Here is a 22,119-nt window from a genome sequence, read left to right as displayed (position 1 = left end):
ATTTTAGTTTTGCAACACCCTCAAATTTATTAAACGGAATAACTCCTTACCAATATTCAAAAACGGCTGCGTTTTTGAATTTGTGTTCTAGCTTTTCTGGAACAAGTAAATAACTACACATAAACTCCTTATATCTCTAGTTAAACTACCGACTAGCTCCATATAAACTCTAGATAACCTATATAGAATACAAGTTATCAAGGAGGTAAGAAAAAATGAATTTTATGAAACGAGCAATTCTCAGTATGAAAAAAAGGATAGGAACATCATTAATTTTGATGGCAGTTTTTCTGATTGTTACAAATTTGGTTCTTTCAGGTTTCACAATCCAAAATGCATCAAAAAAAGCAGCGGATGCTGCAAGAAAAAAACTTGGTGCAGATGTTACTTTAGGTCTTGATTTCGACAAATTAGGTCAAAAAGCTAAGGAAACTGGAGAAATGCCAAATCCGCCGCAGCTCGATACAAAAGAAACAGATCAATTAGCAAAGTCCAAGTATGTAAAAGACTATAATTACATAGCTAACACATTCGGTATTTCTGATGGACTTAAACTAGTAGGAGCTTCAGAAGGAGAAGAAGAAGGTAAAGGTAAAGTGGGAATGGCGGCTGTGCGAGGCGGTTCAAGCTCTGGTACAGAAATAGATATGAATGCTTCTTTTATGATTGAGGGAGTTCGCAAGACTGCATTACAAGAAAGCTTTAAAAACGGAAAAAGTAAAATCATTGATGGAAAACCAATTACAGAGCAAATGAAGGATCAGAATGTAGCTTTAATGGAAAAACGATTAGCGGAATTAAACAATTTGAAAGTAGGAGACAAAGTTAAAGTACAATCAGGGGATAAGAAGGAAACCCTTGAGGTTGAAATTATCGGTATTTACGAAACCAATGAGCAAGCAATGAGTCAACAGGCTCCTCCTATAATGGATCCGGCTAATAAACTATATATGCCACATTCAACTATGAAAAAATTAGAAGTGGATCAAGGTATAAGTAGTGTTCAAGTCGTGTATTTCTTGAATGACCCACAATATATTGATGCATTTAAAAAAGAAGCAAAAAAATCTAATATTGATTTTAATTATTATAAATTAGATGCGCATGATTCATTGTACAAGCAAATGATTGGTCCTATCGAAAATATCTCTTCGACTTCTCAAATGATTATTTATATTGTATCGATTGCAGGTGCGATTATTTTAGGATTAATCATTATGCTATCAATTAAAGGACGTCGTAAAGAAATGGGAATTCTATTGTCCATTGGAGAGAAAAAGTGGAAACTGATGGCACAGTTCGTAGTAGAAGTAGTATGTGTCGCTATTTTAGCATTTGGATTATCCATAACAACAGGAGCTAAAGTTTCTCAATATATCGGGGATAATTTACTTTCGAATGAAATAGCTACTGCAAGCGAAGAAACAGATACCTCACAACATGGTACTGTAATGATGGCTGGATCTGGTGGTACTCTACAAAATCAAAAAGAAGATCCGATTGATAAAATTGATGTAAGTGTAACAGGAGAAGATGTAGGGAAAATGGGTGGAATTGGACTAGCTATTGCTATAATAGCAACGCTTCTTCCAGCATTATCTATTCTACGTTTAAACCCAAAACAAATTCTTTTAAAAGATGAATGAGGAGGATCGATATGGAGACGATTTTACAGTTTAAAAATTTGGATTATTATTATGAAAGTAATGGAAAAAATGTAGCGATACTAGATAATGTTAACTTTTCTTTTCAAAAAGGACATTTCTACACGATTTTAGGACCATCTGGATCTGGTAAAACCACAACTCTAAGTTTAGGTTGTGGACTGGATGTCCCTAAAAATGGTTATGTACTGTATAATGGCAAAGATATTAGAAAAATTGGTTTGGATCGATACCGTAATCAAAATGTATCTGTAATTTTCCAATCTTATAACTTAATTACCTATATGACCGCTCTTCAAAACGTCTTAACAGCAATGGAAATTACAGGTGTTAAAGTGCAAAATAAAACAGCAAGAGCATTAGAATTATTAGAGAGGGTAGGACTCTCAGAAGCTGAAGCGAAACGAAACGTCCTGCAACTAAGCGGTGGACAACAACAGCGTGTAGCAATTGCTCGAGCACTATCGTGTAATGTTGATTTACTAATTGCAGATGAGCCGACAGGAAACCTCGACGAGGAAACCGCAATGGATATAATAGAACTGTTTCAAGAACTTGCACATAAAGAGAATAAATGCATTATTGTTGTGACGCACTCACAGGAGGTTGCTAAAAAATCAGATCGTGCAGTGTATTTAAGTAAGAAGAAGTTGGTCGTAAATGAAATCTAATATAAACATCATAACTGTTCAATTCACATAATTTTCAAAATCTATCTCTTTCAAAAGCTTATATTTGATTTATAATAAAATCAAGCCATAACCCAAATGGTCTCCCTGTACTGAATGTTAAAATAGTTTGTTGTTCCCGTTTTAATAATATTTGAAAAAGAACTTGTAGGATATTCTACAAGTTCTTTTTATTATAATTAGTTATCTATATCATGGGATAATCACACATAAAAAAACGAGACATTACCTAGATATATAATCTAAATACTGTCCCGTTTAACTGTGTATCTGTATAGTTATTGCAGAATTAAACCTACAATCATAATTAAACAAAATACTATTATCCAACCAAACGCACAATAGCCAAAAATTCTAATCCATTTAGGTAATTGATTCATGTTAATTTTATTTGAGGGAACTCCCTGCATAGAAAACATCATTTTTTGATCTCTATCTCTATTATTTTGTTGTTCATACATAATATCATCACCTTTCCAGAACTATTGTATTTATAGTATATCAGCCCAAAGAAAATTATGTACAGAATAAGAGGGGATAGCATATATATTATGTGGTGAATTTTATAAATAAATGCATTTAATTGCCATGTTTCTAAGCGTTAATCCGTTATAAATACTGAAAAAGAGCCCTACATAAATAGGATTCTTTTTCTTTAAATATTAACTTGCTGGATATGCATCAGAACCAAGGTAACGTTCTTTTATTATTTGAAGATGATGAAGCTCATGACCAGCAATGATGTATGCTAATGCACGAACTGTAACTTCAGAATTGTTCGCATTTCCTCTTTGAGACCAAGCTTCTTTATCTAAGCTTCTAAGTAAATACAGGGTAGATTGGCGAACAACTATTAAATTTCCAAGAAGATCTTGCATAGATTGCTTATCAAAAGCAGCTCTAAGAACATACATATCATCATTATAGCCTGGAAGTTCTGCTGTCTCGCCTCGAGCGATAGATAGCAATCGATACGCCATAATCCTTTCTGTATCTGCTATATGACCGATTACTTCTTTTATACTCCATTTAGTAGGAGCATACCGGAAAAGTCCCTCACTATCAGAAATTCCCTTTAATAAAAGATTTGTTTCCTTCATTTGTTGTTCTAGAATATGTATGATATTTCCGTCTGATACTAAGTTGGTATACGTTGCATAATAGGAGTTATATTCACTTATCTTTGGTCTTATTTGCATACGAATCATCCTTTATGTTTTATGTTTAATCTTTACATATAGCTTATCATAAAAGAATTCCAAATTAATCTGAAAAATGGAGGCAAATATGCATTTTTCATCCTCCTTTTCAGTTTCATAGATGAAATGCATGTCAAATAAGAGAATCTAATTTGCTGCTAAGCGGAATTTCGTTTTTTGCTGTTATAGTAGAAGGTAAATATTTAAGTTGACTTATGACAATCGCCATTTAAAAAGCAGCATATGTCATTAAATGAAAAACCTGTTAATAAGTTTATATTTACTACAAAAAAACAAACAAACTCGTCCTATTTAAAGGAGAGTTTGTTTGTTTTTTTATGTTTAGATAATGGAATACTCATGCGAAATTGCACACTATGTTCCATATTTTTTATTGAATACTTTATATCTAGCGTCTCAAGAATTTGTTTAACAATATATAGCCCCAAACCACTTCCTCCAGTATTTCGATTTCTTGATTTTTCAATTCGATAAAATGGTTTGAAAATTTGTTGTAAATCTTCATCTTTAATATTGACACCTGTATTTATAATTTGCATTTCGATTTTACTTTGTTTAGAATCCTCACTTAATTTTATATAGACTCTTTCATTATGTGGGGAATACATAACCGCATTATGGATAATATTTTTACATGCTTTTTCTAAAAGAGCACAATCTGTATAAATAGAACGGTCAGAATCAATTTCTTTTATTATTTCGATGCTTTTTTGAGAAGCAAAAAATTCGAGATCTTTTGTAATTGTACCTATTAATTTTAAAAGATTAACTTCTTCTACTTTTAGTTTGAAGGTGTGTTGTTCTAATTTCGATACACTTAAAATTTCACGAACTAATTGTTCCATACTTTCAATAATTTGATGATTTTTCTTTAAATATTGATCGCGATTTTGATAAGGGCCAATATTGTATATCATCCCTTCTAAGTATCCTTTCATTACAGTAAGAGGGGACTTTAATTCATGTGCTACAATCGCAAAAAACTCTCTGCGTTTTGTTTCTATTTCTCTTTCTTTTTCAATATCATTTTTTAATTGTTCATTTGCTTTTTTTAAATCAAACATAGCTTGTTGTAAGTTAATAGACATGTCATTCAAACTATTAGACAATTCTCCTAACTCATCTGTAGAGCGAACCTCAATTTTTTCGGAGAAATCTAAATTTGCCATCTTTTGTGCACCTTCATTAATATAAATAAGTGGCTTTGTAATAAACCTGGAATAAAAATAAGCACTCCCTATACCAATTACGAGTACAATGATACTAATATAGGGGAGAAAGCGTACTAAAACCTGTGAAGCTTCATCAATCGGTTGAAATGTAGCAAACACTACAAGCGTTAAACTACCATCTTGAAATTGAATTGGTTTCGTAACGTTATATGAATTGCTAAGGGTACCTACATTCTCGAACCGTGTTGCTCTAGTAACTACTGTTGTTTGCGAACCACTTTGAGTAAAAGAAAATGAAGGAGAGTATTTAATTATTCCCTCATTATTTTGAAGATAAAGCATCGCATTATTTTTTTTTGCATATTCATCAAAAAGTGGTTTCGCATCTTGAAACGTAAGATCTTTAGACTTATCAATGATTTCTTTTATCCCTGTTTGAAGTTGATCTGTTTTGTATTGCTCATAAAATGTAGGGAGAAAGAAGTATAAAGTTAAATAAATCAATACTGCAAAGGATAACAAAATGAGAGATGTAGTCATAAAGAGTTTATAAGTAATTTGCTTCATCTTCATGAGTTTCACAATACTATTCATCAATTTTATAACCAATACCCTTTATTGTTTTAATATAAGGGATAGCTAATTTTTTACGTAGATTTTTAATATGTGTATCAATTATTCGTGTTTCTCCAAAATAATCGTACCCCCAAACCTTCTCTACGATATTTTCTCTTGTAAGTACTTTTCTCTCATTTTGAAATAGTAGTTGTAGAATTTCAAACTCTTTTGTCGTTAATATAATTTCAACGTCATTTACATACACTCTATATGCATCCACATCGATACGAACTTCTTTAAAAATCAAATGATTATTTACATTTTTATCATAACTTCTTCTAAGTACAGCTTCGACTCGTCTAATCAAAACATGAAATGAAAAGGGTTTTGTTATATAATCATCGATCCCAAGATCGAATCCTTTCATTTGATCTTCCTCTTCTTCCAACGCAGTTAGCATAATAATTGGTACGTTTGACTGACTTCGGATCATTTTAGAAACTTCAAATCCATTAAGATTAGGCATCATGACATCTAGAAGAATTAAATCAAATGATTGCTTATTAAATTGTGTCATACCCTCTAGTCCATCTGAAGCGACTACCACTGTATACTGCTGTGTCATTAAAAATTGTTTAATTAATTCCTGAATTTCTTGATCGTCCTCTACCACGAGAATATGATAGTTTTTCATAATATCACCTCTGGTAGTCATTATAGCCGTACTATCTGGAGTTTATGTGGAGATACAGTAGTAAACTTCATAGGACGTTTACTACCAAAAAGTATTATTAGCTATATTACTTTTTTATGGAGAAATAATTGCTTTAAAAAACTTATCGTATGAATTGATGTACGATTAATATTTACGAAAAACTAATGTATAATAATGCGAATCGTATGTAATTTCTTAAAATTTGCAAAAATACACTTTTGCTTCTTTACCAAAAGAGGAAAAGGAATTTCAATATAGAAGAAGCTACTGTAATACTAGAGTGTGTGCCAAGAACTTTGGATTTCTCTCATCTAGTTTCTATTTAATCGTTAATCACTACATAACAATGTTCTGGCTAAACCAAAAGTTTAAAGGTACAAACTTGGAGAGATTTATATAATGTTAGAAAGGTTGTGAAATTATTTGATGGGTTATAAAGCGATGCTGTTTGATTTAGATGATACACTACTTGATAGGGATAAAGCAGTAGAGGCATTATTTTTAATTGTTTTAGAAAAGTGTTATGAGGATGTTAGTGATGCAGTTAAAAGCAACATGTTACAGAAATTCAAAGAATACGATAAAAGAGAATATGGCATAAGTAATAAAACGACAGTTTTAGAATCATTGTTTGATGAATTCACGCCGAAGTATAGATTGCCACGCAATTACATCCAAGATTTTTGGAATAATAATTTCCCTAGATGTTTTTCAATAGACCAAAATACTATTCATTTCTTAAATCAAATAAAGAAGCACTTTAAAGTTGGAATTATAACAAATGGATCAACTCAGAGGCAAAAAGCTAAAATATTTAACACGAATTTAAATAGGTATTTTGAAACAATCATTATTTCTGAAGAAGTGGGATTTAGTAAACCTGATAAACGTATATTCGAACTAGCATTAAATAAGCTAAATTTACAGCCGGAAAATACTTTATTTGTTGGTGATGACTTAGAAAAGGATATTGCTGGTCCTCAAAATGTAAATATAAAAGGTGTGTGGTTTAACCCTCAGAAGATCAAGAATACTACCAAAATACAACCGTATGCCGAGATTAACACTTTGGATAGTTTGTTAAGTTATGTTACTCCACAATATTTTTATAACAAGTAAAAGTAATTCTATATATATTCAAAAATATAAAAAAAGAGAAACTATCATTAATTTCATTGACCGTATTAGTAATAAAAAATAGATATTTACAATAAAAAATAGATGCGATTTTAATAGCTGAGGCTAATTTAATCTATGATTAATACGAAGTTTTGTAAAACAATTTTACTCATACTGTGTAAATTATAAAGGGGTGGGACTATGGAAATAAAGAAATTAGTAATCGATGGAATCAATATTGCGGTCATTAGAAACGATAAGGTATTAATATCGGATGTTCAGTCTGCATTAGATACTATGGCAACAGTTCAATATGAGGTAGATGCGAAACATATTATTATCCATAAATCTTTAATAAGTGAAGATTTCTTTAATCTAAAAACACGGCTTGCGGGGGATATCCTTCAAAAGTTTATAAACTACAAGGTAAAGATTGCTATTGTTGGGGATTTCTCTATGTATACTAGTAAAAGCTTAAAGGATTTTATTTATGAATGTAATAAAGGGAATGACATTTTTTACTTAGCAACTGAACAACAAGCAATTGAAAAACTAAGTACATTAAAGTAATAATTATATCCTGCTAAATTCCCCCATTTCACTTAGTTCATAATTATATACGATATAGAAGAACTGATGTTTGTGGTAAACTAAGAGATGAATAAAGGGGGAGTTTTTTTGAACAATTTTAATAATATAATCCAAAATTTAAATAATATAGTTTACAAACCTAACAATTTAATGATTACGAATCTAAAAGAAGAAAAGCAAAACGCAGAATATGCAGGATGTTTATTCCACTTAAATAACAAAACCATTCGTTTTAGAAAATCAAAAGTTACTCCTAATAAAATTGGGCAATTTGTTTCTTTTTGGGAGAAAGATGAAAATATGCGAAATAGAGCTTTCTCTTATGAAGCTGCTCCTGATTTATTAGTAATCACTTGTATTGCTGATAATAAACAAGGGCAATTTATTTTTCCTAAAGAGATTCTTCTTAAAGAAAAAATATTGAGAACACCAAGTCAAACAGGGAAAATGGCAATGAGAATTTATCCTGTTTGGGATACCACTGTTAGCAATCAAGCTAAAAAGAGCCAAATGTGGCAACTTCAGTATTTTGTTGATTTAAGCGATCATAATAATCTACCTATAGACAAACTATTAAATTTCTATTCGTAGCTTCTTATCTTAAGTGATCTTGTCGGTTAGACTTTTTGTACCGGTACAGTTAAACGAAATGTACATTGTTTCAGTACCCCATCAAATTTACAATCAGCATATACTATTTTAACTTATACATTTTAAGGGGTGCTGACTATGACAAGTCTACAACATAAGCTTTTTACAAGATTGAATCTTGCAAAGCGTACTGAAGTGAAGTTTGAAGAATTAAATACAATTCTCTTTGCATTTGCACACACTATACCATTTGAGAATTTAGATGTTATAGCGGGTAATGCAAAAGTAATTTCTAAAGAAAACTTACAAGAGAAAATCTTAATGAACTCTCGTGGTGGCCTATGTTATGAATTAAACACCCTTTTTTACTATTTCTTAAAAGACTGTGGCTATGATGTACAACTGGCATTAGGTACGGTTTATAAAAATGATAGAAAAGCATGGGCACTTGAGGATGGCCATATAACAATTATTTTAACTTATGATAATGTACAGTATTTAATTGATGTAGGTATAGCTTCGTTAGTACCTCTTGTTCCTGTACCTTTTACTGGCGAGTCTGTTTCTTCAAAAAATGGTTCGTACCGGGTGAGACGAAAAGATACGAGTAAAGGAAATTATGTTTTAGAAAGAAAAGATGCTGCTGGAGAATGGAAAGTTTGTCATGCTTTTTATAAACATATTATTGATGAGATAGTAGTAAATGATGTTCAAAGAAGAGTGATAGAAGATGAGAAGTCTATTTTTAATAAGGGACCAATTGCAGTAAAGTTGACGAACTCTGGCCATATTTCATTAACGAATACAAGTTTAACCGAAATTATTCATGGGGAAAAAACTAAGCGTGAAATTACAGAAGATCAATATAAAGAGTTTTTATATACTTTATTTGCTATTAAGTTATGAATAATAAAGATAGCCGGTTCTTATTCAGAAGCGGCTATCTTTATTATTTTTGGTGTAAATGGTTTTCTTCTAATATGTTTCGGAAACTGCGGTATAGTTAATGTTTTTAATGTTTCCTCAGCTTCTTCATATGTATGAAAAATTGGTTCTTTTCCATCATCCCCTTGTAAAACTAGCCCTTCATCTCGGATTACATATGGCATAAAACCACCCTATCTATTAAAGAATTATGTTCTTTTGCGGCAGAACAACACGATTTAAAGTTTGATTTTCTTAATACATATAATACACTAGAACAGTACGAAAAAGTATGTACAATGAATTTTGAATGTAAAGGAAGATTATTATGTCAGTTATTGATAAATTGAAACTTAATAAGTATACAAATATGGTCGTTATTAACGAACCAAGTGATTATGACATTTTTACAGGTAAAGAAAATGCATTCTCAAAAGAACACGATGCTATCTTTATATTTGTAGAAACGCTTGATGAAATGGTGAAACAAACGAATTTTATTATTAGTAATGAAGAATTACTAATTGAAAAAGGTTACGTATTCTTCGCATATCCGAAAAAAGGTAATGCTCGTTATAGTACGTTTATTCACCGTGATGAGATGTTTCCGGCATTAAACGTTGGAGAAGATGGTTATGTGGGAGAAAGCGATATTAAATTTTCACGAATGGTAAGTATGGATGAAGTCTTTACTGTTGTAGGTTTAAAACGTGAAAAGAAAAAAACAACGAAAACATCTGCTATGAGTCAATGTGTTGCCGATTATGCAGATCAAATTAAAGATGTTGAAGCATTATTAACAAATCACCCAAATGAACTTAAGTTTTATCAAAGTTTAACGCCTGGATATCAGAAAGATTGGGCACGTAATCTTTTTTCTGTAAAACAAGAAAAAACACGTGAAAAACGTCTAGAGAAAATGATAGAAATCCTTTCACAAGGCTATAAAACAATTGAGTTATTCCGTAAGAAGAAAAAATGATGATTAAGAAAGTCACAATGCTGCAACAATTAATTGTGATGAGTACATTGAAAAAAGTATTCCTTCCATTATACTAAGGAATGTTCTTATATTTATATAATTAGCAAAAGAGAAAAGGTGTTTGAAATGAAATCGTATATTGTAGTTGGATCTGGAATTTTAGGAGCGTCTACTGCTTATCATCTTGCTAAGGCAGGTGCGAATGTTACTATCGTGGATCGCCAACAATTAGGGCAAGCAACTGATGCAGGAGCAGGTATTGTATGTCCATGGCTATCACAGCGTCGTAATAAAGCATGGTATAAAATTGTTAAAGGCGGTGCACGTTACTATTCTTCGTTAATTCAGCAATTAGAAGAAGACGGTGAAACGGACACAGGATATAATCGTGTGGGTGCAATTAGTTTACATACTGACGAGAAAAAGTTAGATCAAATGGAAGAGCGAGCTTATAAACGACGTGAAGATGCCCCAGAGATTGGTGAAATCACTCGCTTATCAGCTGAAGAAACAAAAAAATTATTCCCAGCATTATCAGACGAATATAGTTCTGTTCATATTAGTGGTGCTGCACGAGTGAATGGAAGATTATTACGCAATGCATTAATAAGTGCTGCGAAAAAACATGGTGCAACTTTTATAAAAGGCGATGCCATATTGGTCCGTGAAGGAAATCATATTACTGGAGTTACAGTAAACGATGAAACAATTTTAGCGGAAAAGGTTATTGTAACTGCAGGCGCATGGGCGAATGAAATCTTGAACCCATTAGGAATTAATTTCTTAGTTACATTCCAAAAAGGACAAATTGTTCATCTGCAAATTGAAAATACAGCAACAGAAAATATGCCAGTTGTTATGCCACCAAACGATCAATATATTTTAACGTTTGACAATGGTCATGTCGTAATTGGTGCAACACATGAGAATGATACTGGTTTCGATCATCGTGTAACAGCAGGTGGTTTACATGAAGTATTCCATAAGGCATTAGCAGTTGCACCTGGCTTAGAAAATGCTACAATGCTTGAAACGAGAGTTGGATTCAGACCATTCACACCAGGATTCTTACCTGTTATCGGACCGCTACCTAACTTTGAAGGAATTTTCGTTGCGAATGGATTAGGAGCTTCGGGTTTAACAGCTGGTCCATACTTAGGAGCGGAACTTGCTAAATTAGCGCTCGGACAACCGATTGAATTAGATTTAAATGATTATGACGTTGCTGGCGCAATTGAATAATATAGGGTACTGCTAACATTTAGGAAAAACCATGCTAAACAAATTCGACAGAGAATAAGCAGTTTTTCCTCTGTTAAGAGTAAGCCTGTTTATGAAAAATAAAATTCTTTAAAAATAGAGAGCCAACATTATAAACCTGCATTAATAATGTAGAATTGTGATGTCGGCTCTTTATTCATATTGATTTAAAACTTATTTTCGAGAGGAGGTTAAGTAATGAGAGCACCATATCAAGTATTGATATTTCCTTATATAAAAACTGACGATTCTATTCAATATGCTATTTTTAACCGAAGTGATTATGGTTATTGGCAAGGAATAGCTGGTGGCGGATAAGACGGTGAGATTCCTATTGAATCAGCAAAACTGGAAGCGTTTGAAGAGGCTGGTATTACAAGAGAATGTCCATATATACAATTAGATTCTGTGTCTTCACTACCAGTAGAGGATGTAGTTGGAGGATTCCTTTGGGGAGAAGAGATTTATGTAATAAAAGAATTTTCTTTTGGAGTTAAAGTCCCTACAAAAAACATATCATTATCTAAAGAACACTTCCATTATAAATGGTTATGCTTTGAGGAAGCAGTAACGCTTTTGAAATGGGATAGTAACAAAACAGCATTGTGGGAATTAAACAAAAGATTATTAAAACAATAAAAGTGTTAGCTAACAAAGATAGTAGTGGAACAAGAATTGAACCATTAACAAACCTTTGCTACACTTCTAAACAATGTTTTAGATTATAAAATAGAGTAATATAGATTTTGTATAGGTAATTTACTAAGAGAACTTGTACTAAGAAAAGCCCTATACAGTTGACTCTGAAAAAATGAAAATAGTTAGAAATATTTTTATATCGTACGGTTTTTGGCTATGAATAACGGAATAAATATTAAGTATTCAACAGTTTAAATAAAACGAGTTAGCTTTTTATTTTAAGAAGAAAGATGACTCGTTTTATGCTAAAATTCGCTTAGTGTATATTTTCGTTAAAATGTGGGTGGGCCCCCTTTTAGCAAAACCGGAGTGGGAATGATGAGTATAAATAGTTTTGTGGGATTGATAAAGGATGAATTATTAAAAGAGGTAAGTATAAGAAGTGAGGATGAATTCGAGCCTGTAGTAGTTAAAGATATTCCTAGACTTTGGAAGTGTTTAGGAACAGGTAATTATGCCGCAGTATTCATGCACAAAGAATACAAAGATTGGGTAGTGAAAGTTTACGTGCGAGAAGGAGAAGGAATTGAAAAAGAGTCAGAAGTATACCGAAGAATTGGAGATCATCCTTCTTATTCAAAGCTTATATATAAAGGAGAAAATTTCATAGTATTGAAACGTTTAAAAGAAATTACCTTATACGATGCTATTCATAAGGGGATTAAAATTCCTAAGCAAGTAATACTTGATATTAATGAGGCTTTAGAGTATGCGAGGGAACAAGGGTTAACTCCTTGTGATGTTCACGGGAAAAATGTGATGATGGAAAAAGGAAGGGGATATGTAGTCGATGTATCTGATTTCTTAAAAACAAAAGAAGATAGTAAGTGGAGAGACCTAGAAAAGGCATATTTCACCTTTTATTTTCCTTTCATTTATAAATTGCCTCTCCCCGTTAAAATACCGTATTTTATGTTAAACATTGTTAGACGTTCGTACAGAAAATATAAGAAACTTAAAAAGAAATTCAAATTGTAAAAGGACCACATACTTACCTTTAAGTAGATAAGTGTACCAATAGTAAACAAAAGTACCGTACATTTTAGATATGTCTAATATGTACGGTACTAATTTTATAATTTCATGTAGTATCCAGTTGAACAAATGGTTATCCCGCTACATCGCCATAAACTTAAGAAATGCATTGTTCCTAAAAATGATTTGAATTCACATAAATAACTTTAGAAAAATTTAAAATTTTGTTTAGGGGCTACTTCAAGACCTTAGCTTGCTGGGCATGTGGTGCTATCCCAAAATATAAAAAGATTAGGAGTGAATCCTAATCTTTTTATTTATACATATTTTTGTTAGTTATATCACTATCAATTCCAAAACGGGATATTTTGAATAAATGAAACCGTCAAAATAAGTGTTGATACGGAACCAGCAGTTACTAAAGTTACTATTTTTCGTCCATTCTGTTCTTTTGAAGGTTTTATAAGTTCTGTAATTAACACAATCCATATTATGATAGAGATTATTGAAATAATATTTATAGACATATGTAACACATCCCTTCTTATTTTCACATAAATATTTCTTCTTTTATAAAATAAAAGCAATTTAACAAGAAAATATGTAACGCATTACAAATCAATATTTTCCTGTTAAACCACCTTTTTTAAATAGAAATACGACTGATAAAACGATAACAACAGCCTTCAAACTTCCCCAATATGGATAAATAGCATGATCTGTTAGACTAGTATATTGAAAAATATTCTCCAAACCGAAAATCCCTATAATGATCGCTAAAAGAAAAGCGGCTTTTCCAATAGTCGTATTACGATAGAGGGTAAATAAATAGACTGCGAAAATTATTGGTAAGATGATTTGTAGTACGATTATCATAGTTCGTCCCCCAGAGTATTTATAATTATATTATATACAAAATTGTAATAAAAAGGAATACGACTTATTCGATACTAACAGAACTACTCTAATCATATTCTTCTATAAAAAAGAAGAAAAAGGGGTGTACAGTTAATTGACAAAAGTTAAAGTTAGTTTACGACCCATTATTCATAATATAAATTTACCAACCGTATTGAAAACAACGATACTTCCAGGTGAATCGACTGAAAGACTATTTATCGCAACCCAATTAGGAGAGATTTTTTACATAGGGGACGGCGTTATAAAGACATTTTTAGATATTCGTCAACAAATTATTAAATTAGGTACATTTGAAGAAGGTGTTTCTAGTAGCGGTTATGATGAACGCGGATTGCTAGGACTTGCGTTCCATCCAAAATTTTATCAAAATGGGTTATTTTATCTTCATTATTCAGTAGCCGGAACTCAAGGGCTAGGTGCACTTTCTGAACAATTTAAACCGAATCCTTGTGACCCTAAAACGTTAAATTTAAAGTGGGTTAATAGAAATACGCAATATGATCACATTGATACTGTGGAAGAATGGAATTTACAATCTAATGGTCAAGCTCAAAAGCGACGAACATTACTGAATGTAAGAAGACCATTTTTTAATCATAACGGAGTCAATAGTTTAAACTTTTCACCTGAGACTGGAAAACTTGTTTTTACAAATGGAGATGGCGGATCAGGTTATGATCCATTTAATTTAAGCCAAGATGATTTAGAAATAGCAGGTAAAATAATTGAAATCGATGTAAGTAAAAATACATTTATAAATAACCCTCCTGTAGTTACACGCTTCGATGAACTTCCTTTATCTATACAAGAAACACTTACAGTAATTGCAAAAGGAGTACGTAATATAACTGGCATTTCATTTCAAAGGTTTTATAATCAATATATCAAATACACCGGAAATGTCGGACAGGATATTGTAGAGTCTATTTTTTCATTTATTCAATATAAACCTATACCGGTTACAGAACTTGTTCAAATGCATTTTATGAGGCTAACTCCCACTCAAGATGGGTTTATCAATTTTGGGTGGCGAGGATGGGAAGGGGATTTACCTACTTCTTTTATACGACATTGTTCTGAGAATCAGACTTTGGATGAGAGAACAATGGCTTATTATGATGAAACGATACAAACTTCAGTGAAGCGTATTCTGCCTCTACTTAGTTATTTTCATAAAGATTCCAGACCCGATAAATTTGGAGGAACTTCACTTACAGGAGTTCAGCCGTATATGGGAACTGCAATCCCGAATTTAACAAGTAGCGTCGTATTTACTGACCTTGCCCAGAAAGAAGAATCACAGTCTCCAGTTAAGGGGGTTTTAGCCTATACTAGAGCAGGTACAGACGGTAAACATGCTGAGTTTCATGCTATTGAAACCAATTATGATTTTGGTACGCAAGAAGCTTATTATATGAGTTTAGGAACAAATTTGAATCAAACTAGATTATATTTAGGAGTTTACGGTTCTATGAAAGTAACTGATTTTAACAAAGGTACCATTTTCGAAATTGTTCCTTGATACGATATACACTCGCAGTTTAATAATCCAGGGAATTCATTTTGTTTCAAAACGCACAATTTATCCCCCTAAAAGTCTTTTATTGTCTAGTAATTCATAACAAGTAGAAAGCAGCTCATAAACCACTAGTGTATGAATAATATAGAAAGTAATGAATGAGGTATCTTTAGGGGGTATTTTAATGAATTGGTTTGTACGTTATTGGTATCAATTGATGATAGAACATGATACGAACTTTGTTCATAAAAGAAAATTGTCCCTTGCGAATAAGTTAGTACTTACAGCTTTAATGAGTGCATTGGCCACCATGTTTCAAGCAGCAGGAAACTTAGTTCCTGGTATAGGTTTACTCATTAGTCCATTTTCGACATTGCCAATTTTTTTTGCTATTTTCTATTCTATTCGTGAGGGAATACTTTCTTATATTCTTACTATTTTTCTATTATTTATTATTGAGCCAAGTGAACTAATTGTCTTTCCTTTTACTACAGGCTTATTAGGTCTAGCCTTAGGACTAGCCTTTTTAAAATTCAAGAGGAGAATTTGGATTGTTTCCTTTTCAGCGACTTGTCTACTTATAGGGATTATGATCGTTCTCGATATTTTCCGTTTTCCGGTACTTGGTCCTACTGTTCATACAACTATGGACATAAAAATTATTTTATCAATATTTATACTGAGCTTTCTATACTGCTGGATTTATGCAGGTTTTTGCAGAATAATGATGAATAGATTATGTAAAGTGTTGTATTGACAATGGCATAATGAAGATTGGAGAATGCATTCATGACTAACGTTGCAGTTAGAAGACCGAATTTGAATGATGTAGATGAACTATATTTATTTTTCCGTATCGTTATTACGAATACATACAAAAATGAAGGATTGTCACAATTATTGGATGATATAGAAAATGAAATTAACTCAAAAAAGCAGTATTTGAAAAGTGATTTTGAAAGTAACGGAGAAAGTCGTTACTTTTTATTAGCGATTGATACAAGTAATGATAAAATCATTGGAACAATCGAAACCGGTCCAGCAAGTACATTGATTACTAGTTGTACAGGTGGTGTACTTAAAAATTTGTATGAAATAGGAACTGTATTCATACTTCCGGAGTATCAAAGAAAGGGAATAGGGAGTTTATTACTACATACAATGTTTCTTACATTACTTAGCAGAGGGATAACAGAATATTGTTTAGATAGTGGATATAAAAATGCGCAAAGTATATGGATGAAAAAGTTCGGAAAACCTAGCTATGTATTGAAAGATTACTGGGGAGAATCCAGTGATCATATGATTTGGAAGAAAAGTTTACATGATACACCTATAATATTTGAATTATAAAATGAAATATGCCCCTGAACATAGCTTTTCTTACTTATGTATGCTATTATTTATCTTTATAATAAAAGAGGACGTGAATGAACTTGATTAAAATTAGTATCCCTGAAGTTGATGTTACAATTACTGAACGTAAACAAGTTATTAAAGGAGACGAGCCAATCATTACTCCAATTAATGGATTTATCGATTTCCACTTGTTCCCTAGAGATAAAGGCGGCATTTTTATGTTTTACAATATTAATGACGAACTACTTTTCGTAGGTAAAGCTCGTAAAATTAGACAACGTATTAAGAAGCATTTTGAAGATAATGTATCACCAATTAAAAATCACCGTGATGAAGTATACCGCATTGATGCATGTATCGTAGAAGATCCAACAGAAAGAGAAATTTACGAAACATATATCATTAATGAATACAAAGCGAAATATAACGTTGATAAAGTATTCTACAAATAATCAACATTAATAAAAAACAATCCTAGCTAATATGCCAGGATTGTTTTTTATTTAGATTTATTCTTCATATCTTTCTCCTTTTTTTAAATGATTAGCCACAATAAAACAGAATATCCCTATAAATATAAGTACAATACCAAGCGTTTTATGTTTTCCCTCAAAGAAAGGAATATCTGAAATAACATTTGTCATGCATAGTCCTAAAAATACAAGGATAGGGCCCATCCAAAGTAATACATTACCGAATTTTGTGTGCTTCCACATAATAACCCTCCTTAATTCTCTTTACATATATATCCATAAATTAAAAGTAAATTCATAGAGAAATATAGTTTTTTTCATATCGAAAATTTAACCTTCATATATTGGTACAAGCAAAAGAGAAAGGAGACCATCATGAATTGGTTAGAAGCTTTCATATTAGGTATAATTCAAGGTTTAACAGAATTTTTACCAATCAGTAGTACCGGACATCTTTATTTAGGAAGACATTTATTTCAATTAGATGAAGCAGGCTTATTTTTAGATACGATGTTGCATATTGGGACTTTACTTGCAGTGTTTATTTATTACAAAAAAGAATTTATATATTTAATTAAAAACCCATTTTCAAAGCTCATGTTATTACTTATCGTTGGGACAATACCCGCAGTTGTAATTGGTTTATTGTTTAAAGACTTCTTTGAAGATATTTCAAAAACAGGAATCACAATCGGTTGGGAGTTTTTAGTGACCGGATTCTTTCTCTACATGGCAGATAAACAAAAGAATGGTCGTAAAAAAATGGATGACATAACATATAAAGACGCATTAATTATCGGTTCATTTCAAGCGGCTGCTATTTTTCCAGCCATTTCCCGTTCTGGAATGACAATTGTCGCTGCATTATGGAGAAAATTAGACCGTGAAACAGCTGCTTACTTTTCTTTTTTACTTTCGACACCAGCAATCGCCGGAGCTATCATTTTGCAATTTGTAGACGTTTTTCAAGGGAAAGCAGAATCTATTTCTAGTACATCTTTAATTGTCGGAACGTTATCAGCATCGTTTTTTGGATACATAGCCGTTTCATGGATGATTCAATATTTAAAACGCCACTCCTTAAAAGTATTCGCGTATTACGTATGGGGATTAGGTATTTTAATTTTAACGTTGCAATTTACTGATGTATTTTAAGTATAATGAAAAAGAAGTTAATTAGTTTAAGATCCTGTTTCATTCATACAAGGCAGGATCTCTTTTTATTAAGGGGGAAAACATGTTTAATAAGGCTATCGTTATTGGTGGAAGTATGGCAGGAAAGTTTGCAGCAAAAGCATTATCAACTTCTTTTAAAGAAGTAATCATTTTAGAAGTCGGTGAAAAATGGGATGGAAAAGCTTCAAGAAAAAGAGTTACACAAAGTAATCATCCTCACGTGTTATTAAAAGGTGGAGAAAAAGCAATTGAAGAATTGTTTCCTACTATTACGCATGAATTAATAGAAGCGGGCAGTATTATAAACAACTTTACACGTGATTTGAAATGGCATCAATTCGGTCTATGGAAACAACCGTTCATAGGGGAAGTACATATGATTCAACAAAGTCGTCCTTTGCTAGAATGGCATATTCAAAAACGAATACATCAAATTTCAAATATTACTATTAAATATGAAACATTGGTTAAAGGGTTATTGATAGATGAAAAGCTTAACAAAGTGTGTGGAGTAAAAGTTAAATATTTAGAGACTGATACACAAGAAGAAGTCCATGCAGATCTTGTTGTTGATGCGAGTGGATTTGGCTCAAAAAGTATAGAGTGGTTACGAGAATACGGAATTGAAGTACAAGAAGAGAAAGTTCGTATTGATTTATTTTACGCAACGAAAATGTTCAAACTTAAAGAAAATGAGGAGTTAGACTGTTGTAATATGTTAATGTCTCCGAGTTTCCCTGATAACCCTTATGGCGTTCTTATTCAAACGATAGAAGATAATCGTTATTTTGTTACTTTCAGTGGATACGCAAACGAGAAAGCACCACAAACAGATGATGAGTTTTATGATTTTGCTGAAAACCTATCAATTTCTAATGTTACAGATTTCCTAAACAAGGCTGAGGGAATTACTGATATAAAGACATACAAAATTCCTTATCAAGTACGCCGGCGATTTGATTTAGTGAATAATGTACCAGAAGGATTATTAGTTGTTGGAGATGCGCAATGTCGTTTTGATCCCGTTTTCGGCCAAGGTGTATCAGTTGCTGCTATGGAGGCTCACCAATTGCAATTACTTCTGCAAGGTAGAAAACAACTTGATAAAACATTTACACAACAATTTTATAAAAAGGCAGCTAATATAATAGAAACCCCATGGGATATGACAACAACGGAAATATCACGTCACCCGCAGTTAAAGAGAGAATTAACTACAAAACAAAAATTTCAGCTATGGTATACGAAACAAATATATCGACTATCCGCAAGTAATTCTGATGTTTATATTCGGTTAGTACGAGTGATGAATTTGATTCGTAGTCCATTTCATCTTTTTCATCCGAAAGTGCTACTATCTGTATTGCTTAATCGAAAGAAATAGCAGGAATATAATTGATTAAAAAAGAATGTATAACAGTTAGTAAATCAAGAAGGAGAATACGGGATGGAAATATACATAGAGCAACTAAAGAAACAAGATGCTAAGGATTTATTTATGTTTGAACTTACGAATAAATCTTTTTTTGAAACAATGGTACCAAATCGCGGCTCGAAATATTTTGAATTTGAATATTTCCAAAAACTACTAGACGATTTATTAATAGAACAGGCGGATGGAGATTCTTATTTTTATTTAATTCGTAATGAAGAAAAAGAAATTGTAGGACGAATAAATTTAGTAGATATAGATACAGAAACTCGAATTAGTTCGCTAGGGTATCGGGTCGGAGAAAAATTTACTAAAAAAGGAGTTGCAACAGCAGCCGTAAAATTAATTTTAGACGTAGCGAAAAATAATGAAATTCATGGGGTTCATGCTAAAACAACTACTAATAATCTCGCATCAAAAATTGTACTAGAAAAAAGCGGATTTTCTTCTTATCAAAACGAATCAGATACAACTTCTGTAGAATTAAATGGAGAACATGTGAAGTTTGTACATTATATTTGGAGAAATACTTCACGCTTATAATAAGGAGGACTTATTCATGAATGATTTACGTTATCCAATTGGCCAATTTACATACAAACGTCCTATAACTGAAGAAATGATTGATACATGGATTCAAGAAATTGAAGATTTACCTCATGAACTAACAAAGGCAATTAAAGATTTAGATCAGAAGCAGTTAGATACACCATATCGCGTTGGAGGGTGGACTGTACGTCAAGTAGTTCATCACGTTGTTGATAGCCATATGAATAGCTACATACGCTTTAAATTAGCACTGACAGAAAAGAATCCAACTATTAAGCCGTATAAAGAAGAGAAGTGGGCAGAGTTACCCGATTCAAAATTACCGGTAGATGTTTCACTAGTAATGCTAGATTCATTACATAAAAGATGGGTTAACCTTTTATATTCTCTAGAAATTGAAGATTTAGAAAAGACATTTAACCATCCTGAAACTGGTGAAACAAAACTTGCTGTTGCAATAGGACTATACGCATGGCATGGTCGTCATCATACCGCTCATATTACCTCGTTAAGAAAGCGACTTAATTGGTAACATGGAGATTATATTAGAGAAGGCGACAGAAAGTGATGCAGAAGTTATATTTCAAATGCAAATAGACTCATTTAGCCCTTTATTACATAAATATAAAGACTATGAAACTAATCCAGCAAATGAAACTATCGAAAAAACTATTTGTAGAATAAATCATGTAGACGGTGGCTTCTATAAAATAATAGTGGCAATGAATCTTGTTGGAGCGATATGCATTTCACAAAAAGAAACACCCTCTAAATTTTGGATCAGTCCAATGTTTATTCATCCGAGTTATCAAGGAAAAGCAATTGCCCAAAAGGTACTTACATTAATTGAGGAAATGTTTCCTGAAGCAACGAGCTGGGAACTTGCTACTATTTTAGAAGAAGAGAAAAATTGTTTTTTGTATGAAAAGATGGAGTATAAAAGAACAGAAGTTATAAAGAAATTAAATGATGAAACTACACTTATTTATTACAAAAAAGAAAGGTAAAGCATATAAAATACGCTTTACCTTTTTATGTTATTTTAGATTAAATATACAAAAATAATGTATGTTCTTCCAAAATACTCGGATTAGTAATTTTAAAAATGAATAAAAATACGAAAACCACTACTTTGCCGTAAAGGTTACTAACGCTTTTTGAATGCTTAAAATACTATCGTCACCTTTAAATTCTTTCGTAATTGGATCCTCCATACTAGAGACCCAAATTTTAAGTTCTGCATCTAAATCAAAATGCCCAGCCGTTTCGATGCTATATTGTGTAATGCTTTTATAAGGAATAGAATGGTATTCTGTTTTTTTGCCAGTTACTCCTTGTTTATCTACTAAAATAAGACGACGATTTGTAAATACGATTAGATCACGAATTAATTTATAAGCATGCTCTACTTTTTCATCGTCTAGCATAATCTTCTCTAAATCACGTTCTACACTTTCAGAACTCGTATTTGATGCATTTCCTAAAATACCGCTAAATAAACCCATATTAAATTCCTCCTTTAATATATGTG

27 protein-coding genes and 1 pseudogene are annotated in these 22,119 nt (G+C 32.0%); 19 read left to right on the top strand and 9 right to left on the bottom strand.

Annotated elements, in window-relative coordinates; all coding sequences use genetic code 11:
* Window positions 1–215 precede the first annotated feature (215 nt).
* Together RT27_RS28015 and RT27_RS28010 are read left to right on the top strand one after the other, a co-directional pair.
* Window positions 216–1,646, top strand: a complete 1,431-nt coding sequence (locus RT27_RS28015) for an ABC transporter permease (RefSeq protein ID WP_043938426.1) — start codon at window positions 216–218, stop codon at window positions 1,644–1,646.
* 11 nt (window positions 1,647–1,657) lie between these two features.
* A complete protein-coding gene (locus RT27_RS28010; protein WP_000447852.1) occupies window positions 1,658–2,335 on the top strand; it encodes an ABC transporter ATP-binding protein in 678 nt (225 codons plus the stop codon).
* Window positions 2,336–2,631: 296 nt separating this feature from the next.
* Here the strand turns inward: RT27_RS28010 and RT27_RS28005 are convergent, their stop codons facing one another.
* The 4 genes from RT27_RS28005 to RT27_RS27990 form a co-directional block, all read right to left on the bottom strand.
* On the bottom strand, window positions 2,632–2,814 hold the full coding sequence (locus RT27_RS28005; RefSeq protein WP_029442500.1) for a hypothetical protein: 183 nt from the start codon (window positions 2,812–2,814) through the stop codon (window positions 2,632–2,634).
* A 201-nt stretch (window positions 2,815–3,015) separates the two neighbouring features.
* On the bottom strand, window positions 3,016–3,552 hold the full coding sequence (locus RT27_RS28000; RefSeq protein WP_029442499.1) for a DinB family protein: 537 nt from the start codon (window positions 3,550–3,552) through the stop codon (window positions 3,016–3,018).
* 308 nt (window positions 3,553–3,860) lie between these two features.
* Window positions 3,861–5,339, bottom strand: a complete 1,479-nt coding sequence (locus RT27_RS27995) for a HAMP domain-containing sensor histidine kinase (RefSeq protein ID WP_043938425.1) — start codon at window positions 5,337–5,339, stop codon at window positions 3,861–3,863.
* Complete coding sequence (locus tag RT27_RS27990; RefSeq protein WP_000800739.1) at window positions 5,332–5,997, bottom strand: response regulator transcription factor; 666 nt, start codon at window positions 5,995–5,997, stop codon at window positions 5,332–5,334. The genes RT27_RS27995 and RT27_RS27990 overlap by 8 nt, the downstream gene beginning before the upstream one ends.
* A 447-nt stretch (window positions 5,998–6,444) precedes the next feature.
* Here RT27_RS27990 and RT27_RS27985 point away from each other — a divergent pair, with 447 nt between their 5' ends.
* From RT27_RS27985 to RT27_RS27970, 4 genes are all read left to right on the top strand, one after another.
* Window positions 6,445–7,137, top strand: a complete 693-nt coding sequence (locus RT27_RS27985) for an HAD-IA family hydrolase (RefSeq protein WP_043938424.1) — start codon at window positions 6,445–6,447, stop codon at window positions 7,135–7,137.
* A 201-nt stretch (window positions 7,138–7,338) separates the two neighbouring features.
* Window positions 7,339–7,707 carry a DUF4180 domain-containing protein gene (locus RT27_RS27980; protein WP_029442497.1) on the top strand — a complete coding sequence of 123 codons (369 nt, stop codon included), beginning with the start codon at window positions 7,339–7,341 and terminating at the stop codon, window positions 7,705–7,707.
* A gap of 108 nt (window positions 7,708–7,815) precedes the next feature.
* Window positions 7,816–8,319, top strand: a complete 504-nt coding sequence (locus tag RT27_RS27975; RefSeq protein ID WP_029442496.1) for a MepB family protein — start codon at window positions 7,816–7,818, stop codon at window positions 8,317–8,319.
* 138 nt (window positions 8,320–8,457) lie between these two features.
* Complete coding sequence (locus tag RT27_RS27970) at window positions 8,458–9,225, top strand: arylamine N-acetyltransferase (RefSeq protein ID WP_043938423.1); 768 nt, start codon at window positions 8,458–8,460, stop codon at window positions 9,223–9,225.
* A 20-nt stretch (window positions 9,226–9,245) separates the two neighbouring features.
* Here the strand turns inward: RT27_RS27970 and RT27_RS27965 are convergent, their stop codons facing one another.
* A complete protein-coding gene (locus RT27_RS27965) occupies window positions 9,246–9,428 on the bottom strand; it encodes a hypothetical protein (protein WP_001147158.1) in 183 nt (60 codons plus the stop codon).
* 143 nt (window positions 9,429–9,571) lie between these two features.
* On the opposite strand from RT27_RS27965, the gene RT27_RS27960 reads away from it, so the two are divergent.
* From RT27_RS27960 to RT27_RS27945, 4 genes and pseudogenes are all read left to right on the top strand, one after another.
* A complete protein-coding gene (locus tag RT27_RS27960) occupies window positions 9,572–10,225 on the top strand; it encodes a YdeI/OmpD-associated family protein (RefSeq protein WP_043938422.1) in 654 nt (217 codons plus the stop codon).
* Window positions 10,226–10,351: 126 nt separating this feature from the next.
* The gene (locus RT27_RS27955; protein WP_016081365.1) at window positions 10,352–11,467 is read left to right on the top strand and encodes an FAD-binding oxidoreductase; all 1,116 of its coding nucleotides are present in this window, start codon (window positions 10,352–10,354) and stop codon (window positions 11,465–11,467) included.
* A 216-nt stretch (window positions 11,468–11,683) separates the two neighbouring features.
* Window positions 11,684–12,124, top strand: a pseudogene (locus RT27_RS27950) (NUDIX pyrophosphatase).
* A 378-nt stretch (window positions 12,125–12,502) separates the two neighbouring features.
* Window positions 12,503–13,162 carry a serine/threonine protein kinase gene (locus tag RT27_RS27945; protein ID WP_016081367.1) on the top strand — a complete coding sequence of 220 codons (660 nt, stop codon included), beginning with the start codon at window positions 12,503–12,505 and terminating at the stop codon, window positions 13,160–13,162.
* A gap of 344 nt (window positions 13,163–13,506) precedes the next feature.
* Here the strand turns inward: RT27_RS27945 and RT27_RS27940 are convergent, their stop codons facing one another.
* On the bottom strand, window positions 13,507–13,686 hold the full coding sequence (locus tag RT27_RS27940) for a hypothetical protein (protein ID WP_000026312.1): 180 nt from the start codon (window positions 13,684–13,686) through the stop codon (window positions 13,507–13,509).
* A gap of 91 nt (window positions 13,687–13,777) precedes the next feature.
* Complete coding sequence (locus RT27_RS27935; protein WP_043938421.1) at window positions 13,778–14,035, bottom strand: hypothetical protein; 258 nt, start codon at window positions 14,033–14,035, stop codon at window positions 13,778–13,780.
* A 136-nt stretch (window positions 14,036–14,171) separates the two neighbouring features.
* Here RT27_RS27935 and RT27_RS27930 point away from each other — a divergent pair, with 136 nt between their 5' ends.
* The 4 genes from RT27_RS27930 to RT27_RS27915 all read left to right on the top strand — a co-directional run bounded on the left by RT27_RS27930 (window position 14,172) and on the right by RT27_RS27915 (window position 17,410).
* The gene (locus RT27_RS27930) at window positions 14,172–15,602 is read left to right on the top strand and encodes a PQQ-dependent sugar dehydrogenase (protein ID WP_043938420.1); all 1,431 of its coding nucleotides are present in this window, start codon (window positions 14,172–14,174) and stop codon (window positions 15,600–15,602) included.
* A gap of 181 nt (window positions 15,603–15,783) precedes the next feature.
* On the top strand, window positions 15,784–16,356 hold the full coding sequence (locus tag RT27_RS27925; protein ID WP_043938419.1) for a hypothetical protein: 573 nt from the start codon (window positions 15,784–15,786) through the stop codon (window positions 16,354–16,356).
* Window positions 16,357–16,388: 32 nt separating this feature from the next.
* Entirely contained in the window at window positions 16,389–16,952 is a 564-nt protein-coding gene (locus RT27_RS27920) for a GNAT family N-acetyltransferase (RefSeq protein WP_016081371.1), read from the top strand.
* 77 nt (window positions 16,953–17,029) lie between these two features.
* A complete protein-coding gene (locus RT27_RS27915) occupies window positions 17,030–17,410 on the top strand; it encodes a nucleotide excision repair endonuclease (protein ID WP_001048947.1) in 381 nt (126 codons plus the stop codon).
* A gap of 57 nt (window positions 17,411–17,467) precedes the next feature.
* On the opposite strand, the gene RT27_RS27910 is transcribed toward RT27_RS27915, so the two are convergent.
* Window positions 17,468–17,674 (bottom strand): hypothetical protein, encoded by a 207-nt coding sequence (locus RT27_RS27910; RefSeq protein WP_000265470.1) that lies wholly within the window; start codon window positions 17,672–17,674, stop codon window positions 17,468–17,470.
* Window positions 17,675–17,806: 132 nt separating this feature from the next.
* Between RT27_RS27910 and RT27_RS27905 the strand changes: the two genes are divergently transcribed.
* From RT27_RS27905 to RT27_RS27885, 5 genes are all read left to right on the top strand, one after another.
* Entirely contained in the window at window positions 17,807–18,586 is a 780-nt protein-coding gene (locus RT27_RS27905) for an undecaprenyl-diphosphate phosphatase (protein WP_016081372.1), read from the top strand.
* An 82-nt stretch (window positions 18,587–18,668) separates the two neighbouring features.
* Entirely contained in the window at window positions 18,669–19,991 is a 1,323-nt protein-coding gene (locus tag RT27_RS27900) for an FAD-dependent monooxygenase (protein WP_043938418.1), read from the top strand.
* A 63-nt stretch (window positions 19,992–20,054) separates the two neighbouring features.
* Window positions 20,055–20,582 carry a GNAT family N-acetyltransferase gene (locus RT27_RS27895; protein WP_043938417.1) on the top strand — a complete coding sequence of 176 codons (528 nt, stop codon included), beginning with the start codon at window positions 20,055–20,057 and terminating at the stop codon, window positions 20,580–20,582.
* Between the two features lie 16 nt (window positions 20,583–20,598).
* Window positions 20,599–21,120: a YfiT family bacillithiol transferase gene (locus RT27_RS27890; RefSeq protein WP_000999062.1), complete on the top strand. Its 522-nt coding sequence runs from the start codon at window positions 20,599–20,601 to the stop codon at window positions 21,118–21,120.
* Window position 21,121: 1 nt separating this feature from the next.
* A complete protein-coding gene (locus RT27_RS27885) occupies window positions 21,122–21,595 on the top strand; it encodes a GNAT family N-acetyltransferase (protein WP_043938416.1) in 474 nt (157 codons plus the stop codon).
* A 120-nt stretch (window positions 21,596–21,715) separates the two neighbouring features.
* Here RT27_RS27885 and RT27_RS27880 read toward each other — a convergent pair whose 3' ends face one another.
* Complete coding sequence (locus RT27_RS27880; RefSeq protein ID WP_043938415.1) at window positions 21,716–22,093, bottom strand: PH domain-containing protein; 378 nt, start codon at window positions 22,091–22,093, stop codon at window positions 21,716–21,718.
* Between the last annotated feature and the right edge of the window lie 26 nt (window positions 22,094–22,119).

Source organism: Bacillus sp. L_1B0_5, assembly GCF_000836715.1.
GTDB classification, from domain to species: domain Bacteria; phylum Bacillota; class Bacilli; order Bacillales; family Bacillaceae_G; genus Bacillus_A; species Bacillus_A thuringiensis_S.
The sequence above is the reverse complement of the archived record's forward strand: the minus strand, read 5'-3'. Positions and strand labels throughout refer to the sequence as shown.

Bases quoted from the DNA above. Each gene is read 5' to 3' on its own strand.
- RT27_RS27980 (WP_029442497.1), top strand. From the start codon at position 7,339: ATGGAAATAAAGAAATTAGTAATCGATGGAATCAATATTGCGGTCATT.
- RT27_RS27965 (WP_001147158.1), bottom strand. From the start codon at position 9,428: ATGCCATATGTAATCCGAGATGAAGGGCTAGTTTTACAAGGGGATGAT.
- RT27_RS27945 (WP_016081367.1), top strand. From the start codon at position 12,503: ATGAGTATAAATAGTTTTGTGGGATTGATAAAGGATGAATTATTAAAA.
- RT27_RS27995 (WP_043938425.1), bottom strand. From the start codon at position 5,339: ATGAATAGTATTGTGAAACTCATGAAGATGAAGCAAATTACTTATAAA.
- RT27_RS27905 (WP_016081372.1), top strand. From the start codon at position 17,807: ATGAATTGGTTAGAAGCTTTCATATTAGGTATAATTCAAGGTTTAACA.
- RT27_RS28015 (WP_043938426.1), top strand. From the start codon at position 216: ATGAATTTTATGAAACGAGCAATTCTCAGTATGAAAAAAAGGATAGGA.
- RT27_RS27925 (WP_043938419.1), top strand. From the start codon at position 15,784: ATGAATTGGTTTGTACGTTATTGGTATCAATTGATGATAGAACATGAT.
- RT27_RS27970 (WP_043938423.1), top strand. From the start codon at position 8,458: ATGACAAGTCTACAACATAAGCTTTTTACAAGATTGAATCTTGCAAAG.
- RT27_RS27990 (WP_000800739.1), bottom strand. From the start codon at position 5,997: ATGAAAAACTATCATATTCTCGTGGTAGAGGACGATCAAGAAATTCAG.
- RT27_RS28005 (WP_029442500.1), bottom strand. From the start codon at position 2,814: ATGTATGAACAACAAAATAATAGAGATAGAGATCAAAAAATGATGTTT.
- RT27_RS27910 (WP_000265470.1), bottom strand. From the start codon at position 17,674: ATGTGGAAGCACACAAAATTCGGTAATGTATTACTTTGGATGGGCCCT.
- RT27_RS28010 (WP_000447852.1), top strand. From the start codon at position 1,658: ATGGAGACGATTTTACAGTTTAAAAATTTGGATTATTATTATGAAAGT.
- RT27_RS27880 (WP_043938415.1), bottom strand. From the start codon at position 22,093: ATGGGTTTATTTAGCGGTATTTTAGGAAATGCATCAAATACGAGTTCT.
- RT27_RS27885 (WP_043938416.1), top strand. From the start codon at position 21,122: ATGGAGATTATATTAGAGAAGGCGACAGAAAGTGATGCAGAAGTTATA.
- RT27_RS27940 (WP_000026312.1), bottom strand. From the start codon at position 13,686: ATGTCTATAAATATTATTTCAATAATCTCTATCATAATATGGATTGTG.
- RT27_RS27920 (WP_016081371.1), top strand. From the start codon at position 16,389: ATGACTAACGTTGCAGTTAGAAGACCGAATTTGAATGATGTAGATGAA.
- RT27_RS27890 (WP_000999062.1), top strand. From the start codon at position 20,599: ATGAATGATTTACGTTATCCAATTGGCCAATTTACATACAAACGTCCT.
- RT27_RS27895 (WP_043938417.1), top strand. From the start codon at position 20,055: ATGGAAATATACATAGAGCAACTAAAGAAACAAGATGCTAAGGATTTA.
- RT27_RS27955 (WP_016081365.1), top strand. From the start codon at position 10,352: ATGAAATCGTATATTGTAGTTGGATCTGGAATTTTAGGAGCGTCTACT.
- RT27_RS27900 (WP_043938418.1), top strand. From the start codon at position 18,669: ATGTTTAATAAGGCTATCGTTATTGGTGGAAGTATGGCAGGAAAGTTT.
- RT27_RS28000 (WP_029442499.1), bottom strand. From the start codon at position 3,552: ATGCAAATAAGACCAAAGATAAGTGAATATAACTCCTATTATGCAACG.
- RT27_RS27985 (WP_043938424.1), top strand. From the start codon at position 6,445: ATGGGTTATAAAGCGATGCTGTTTGATTTAGATGATACACTACTTGAT.
- RT27_RS27915 (WP_001048947.1), top strand. From the start codon at position 17,030: ATGAACTTGATTAAAATTAGTATCCCTGAAGTTGATGTTACAATTACT.
- RT27_RS27960 (WP_043938422.1), top strand. From the start codon at position 9,572: ATGTCAGTTATTGATAAATTGAAACTTAATAAGTATACAAATATGGTC.
- RT27_RS27935 (WP_043938421.1), bottom strand. From the start codon at position 14,035: ATGATAATCGTACTACAAATCATCTTACCAATAATTTTCGCAGTCTAT.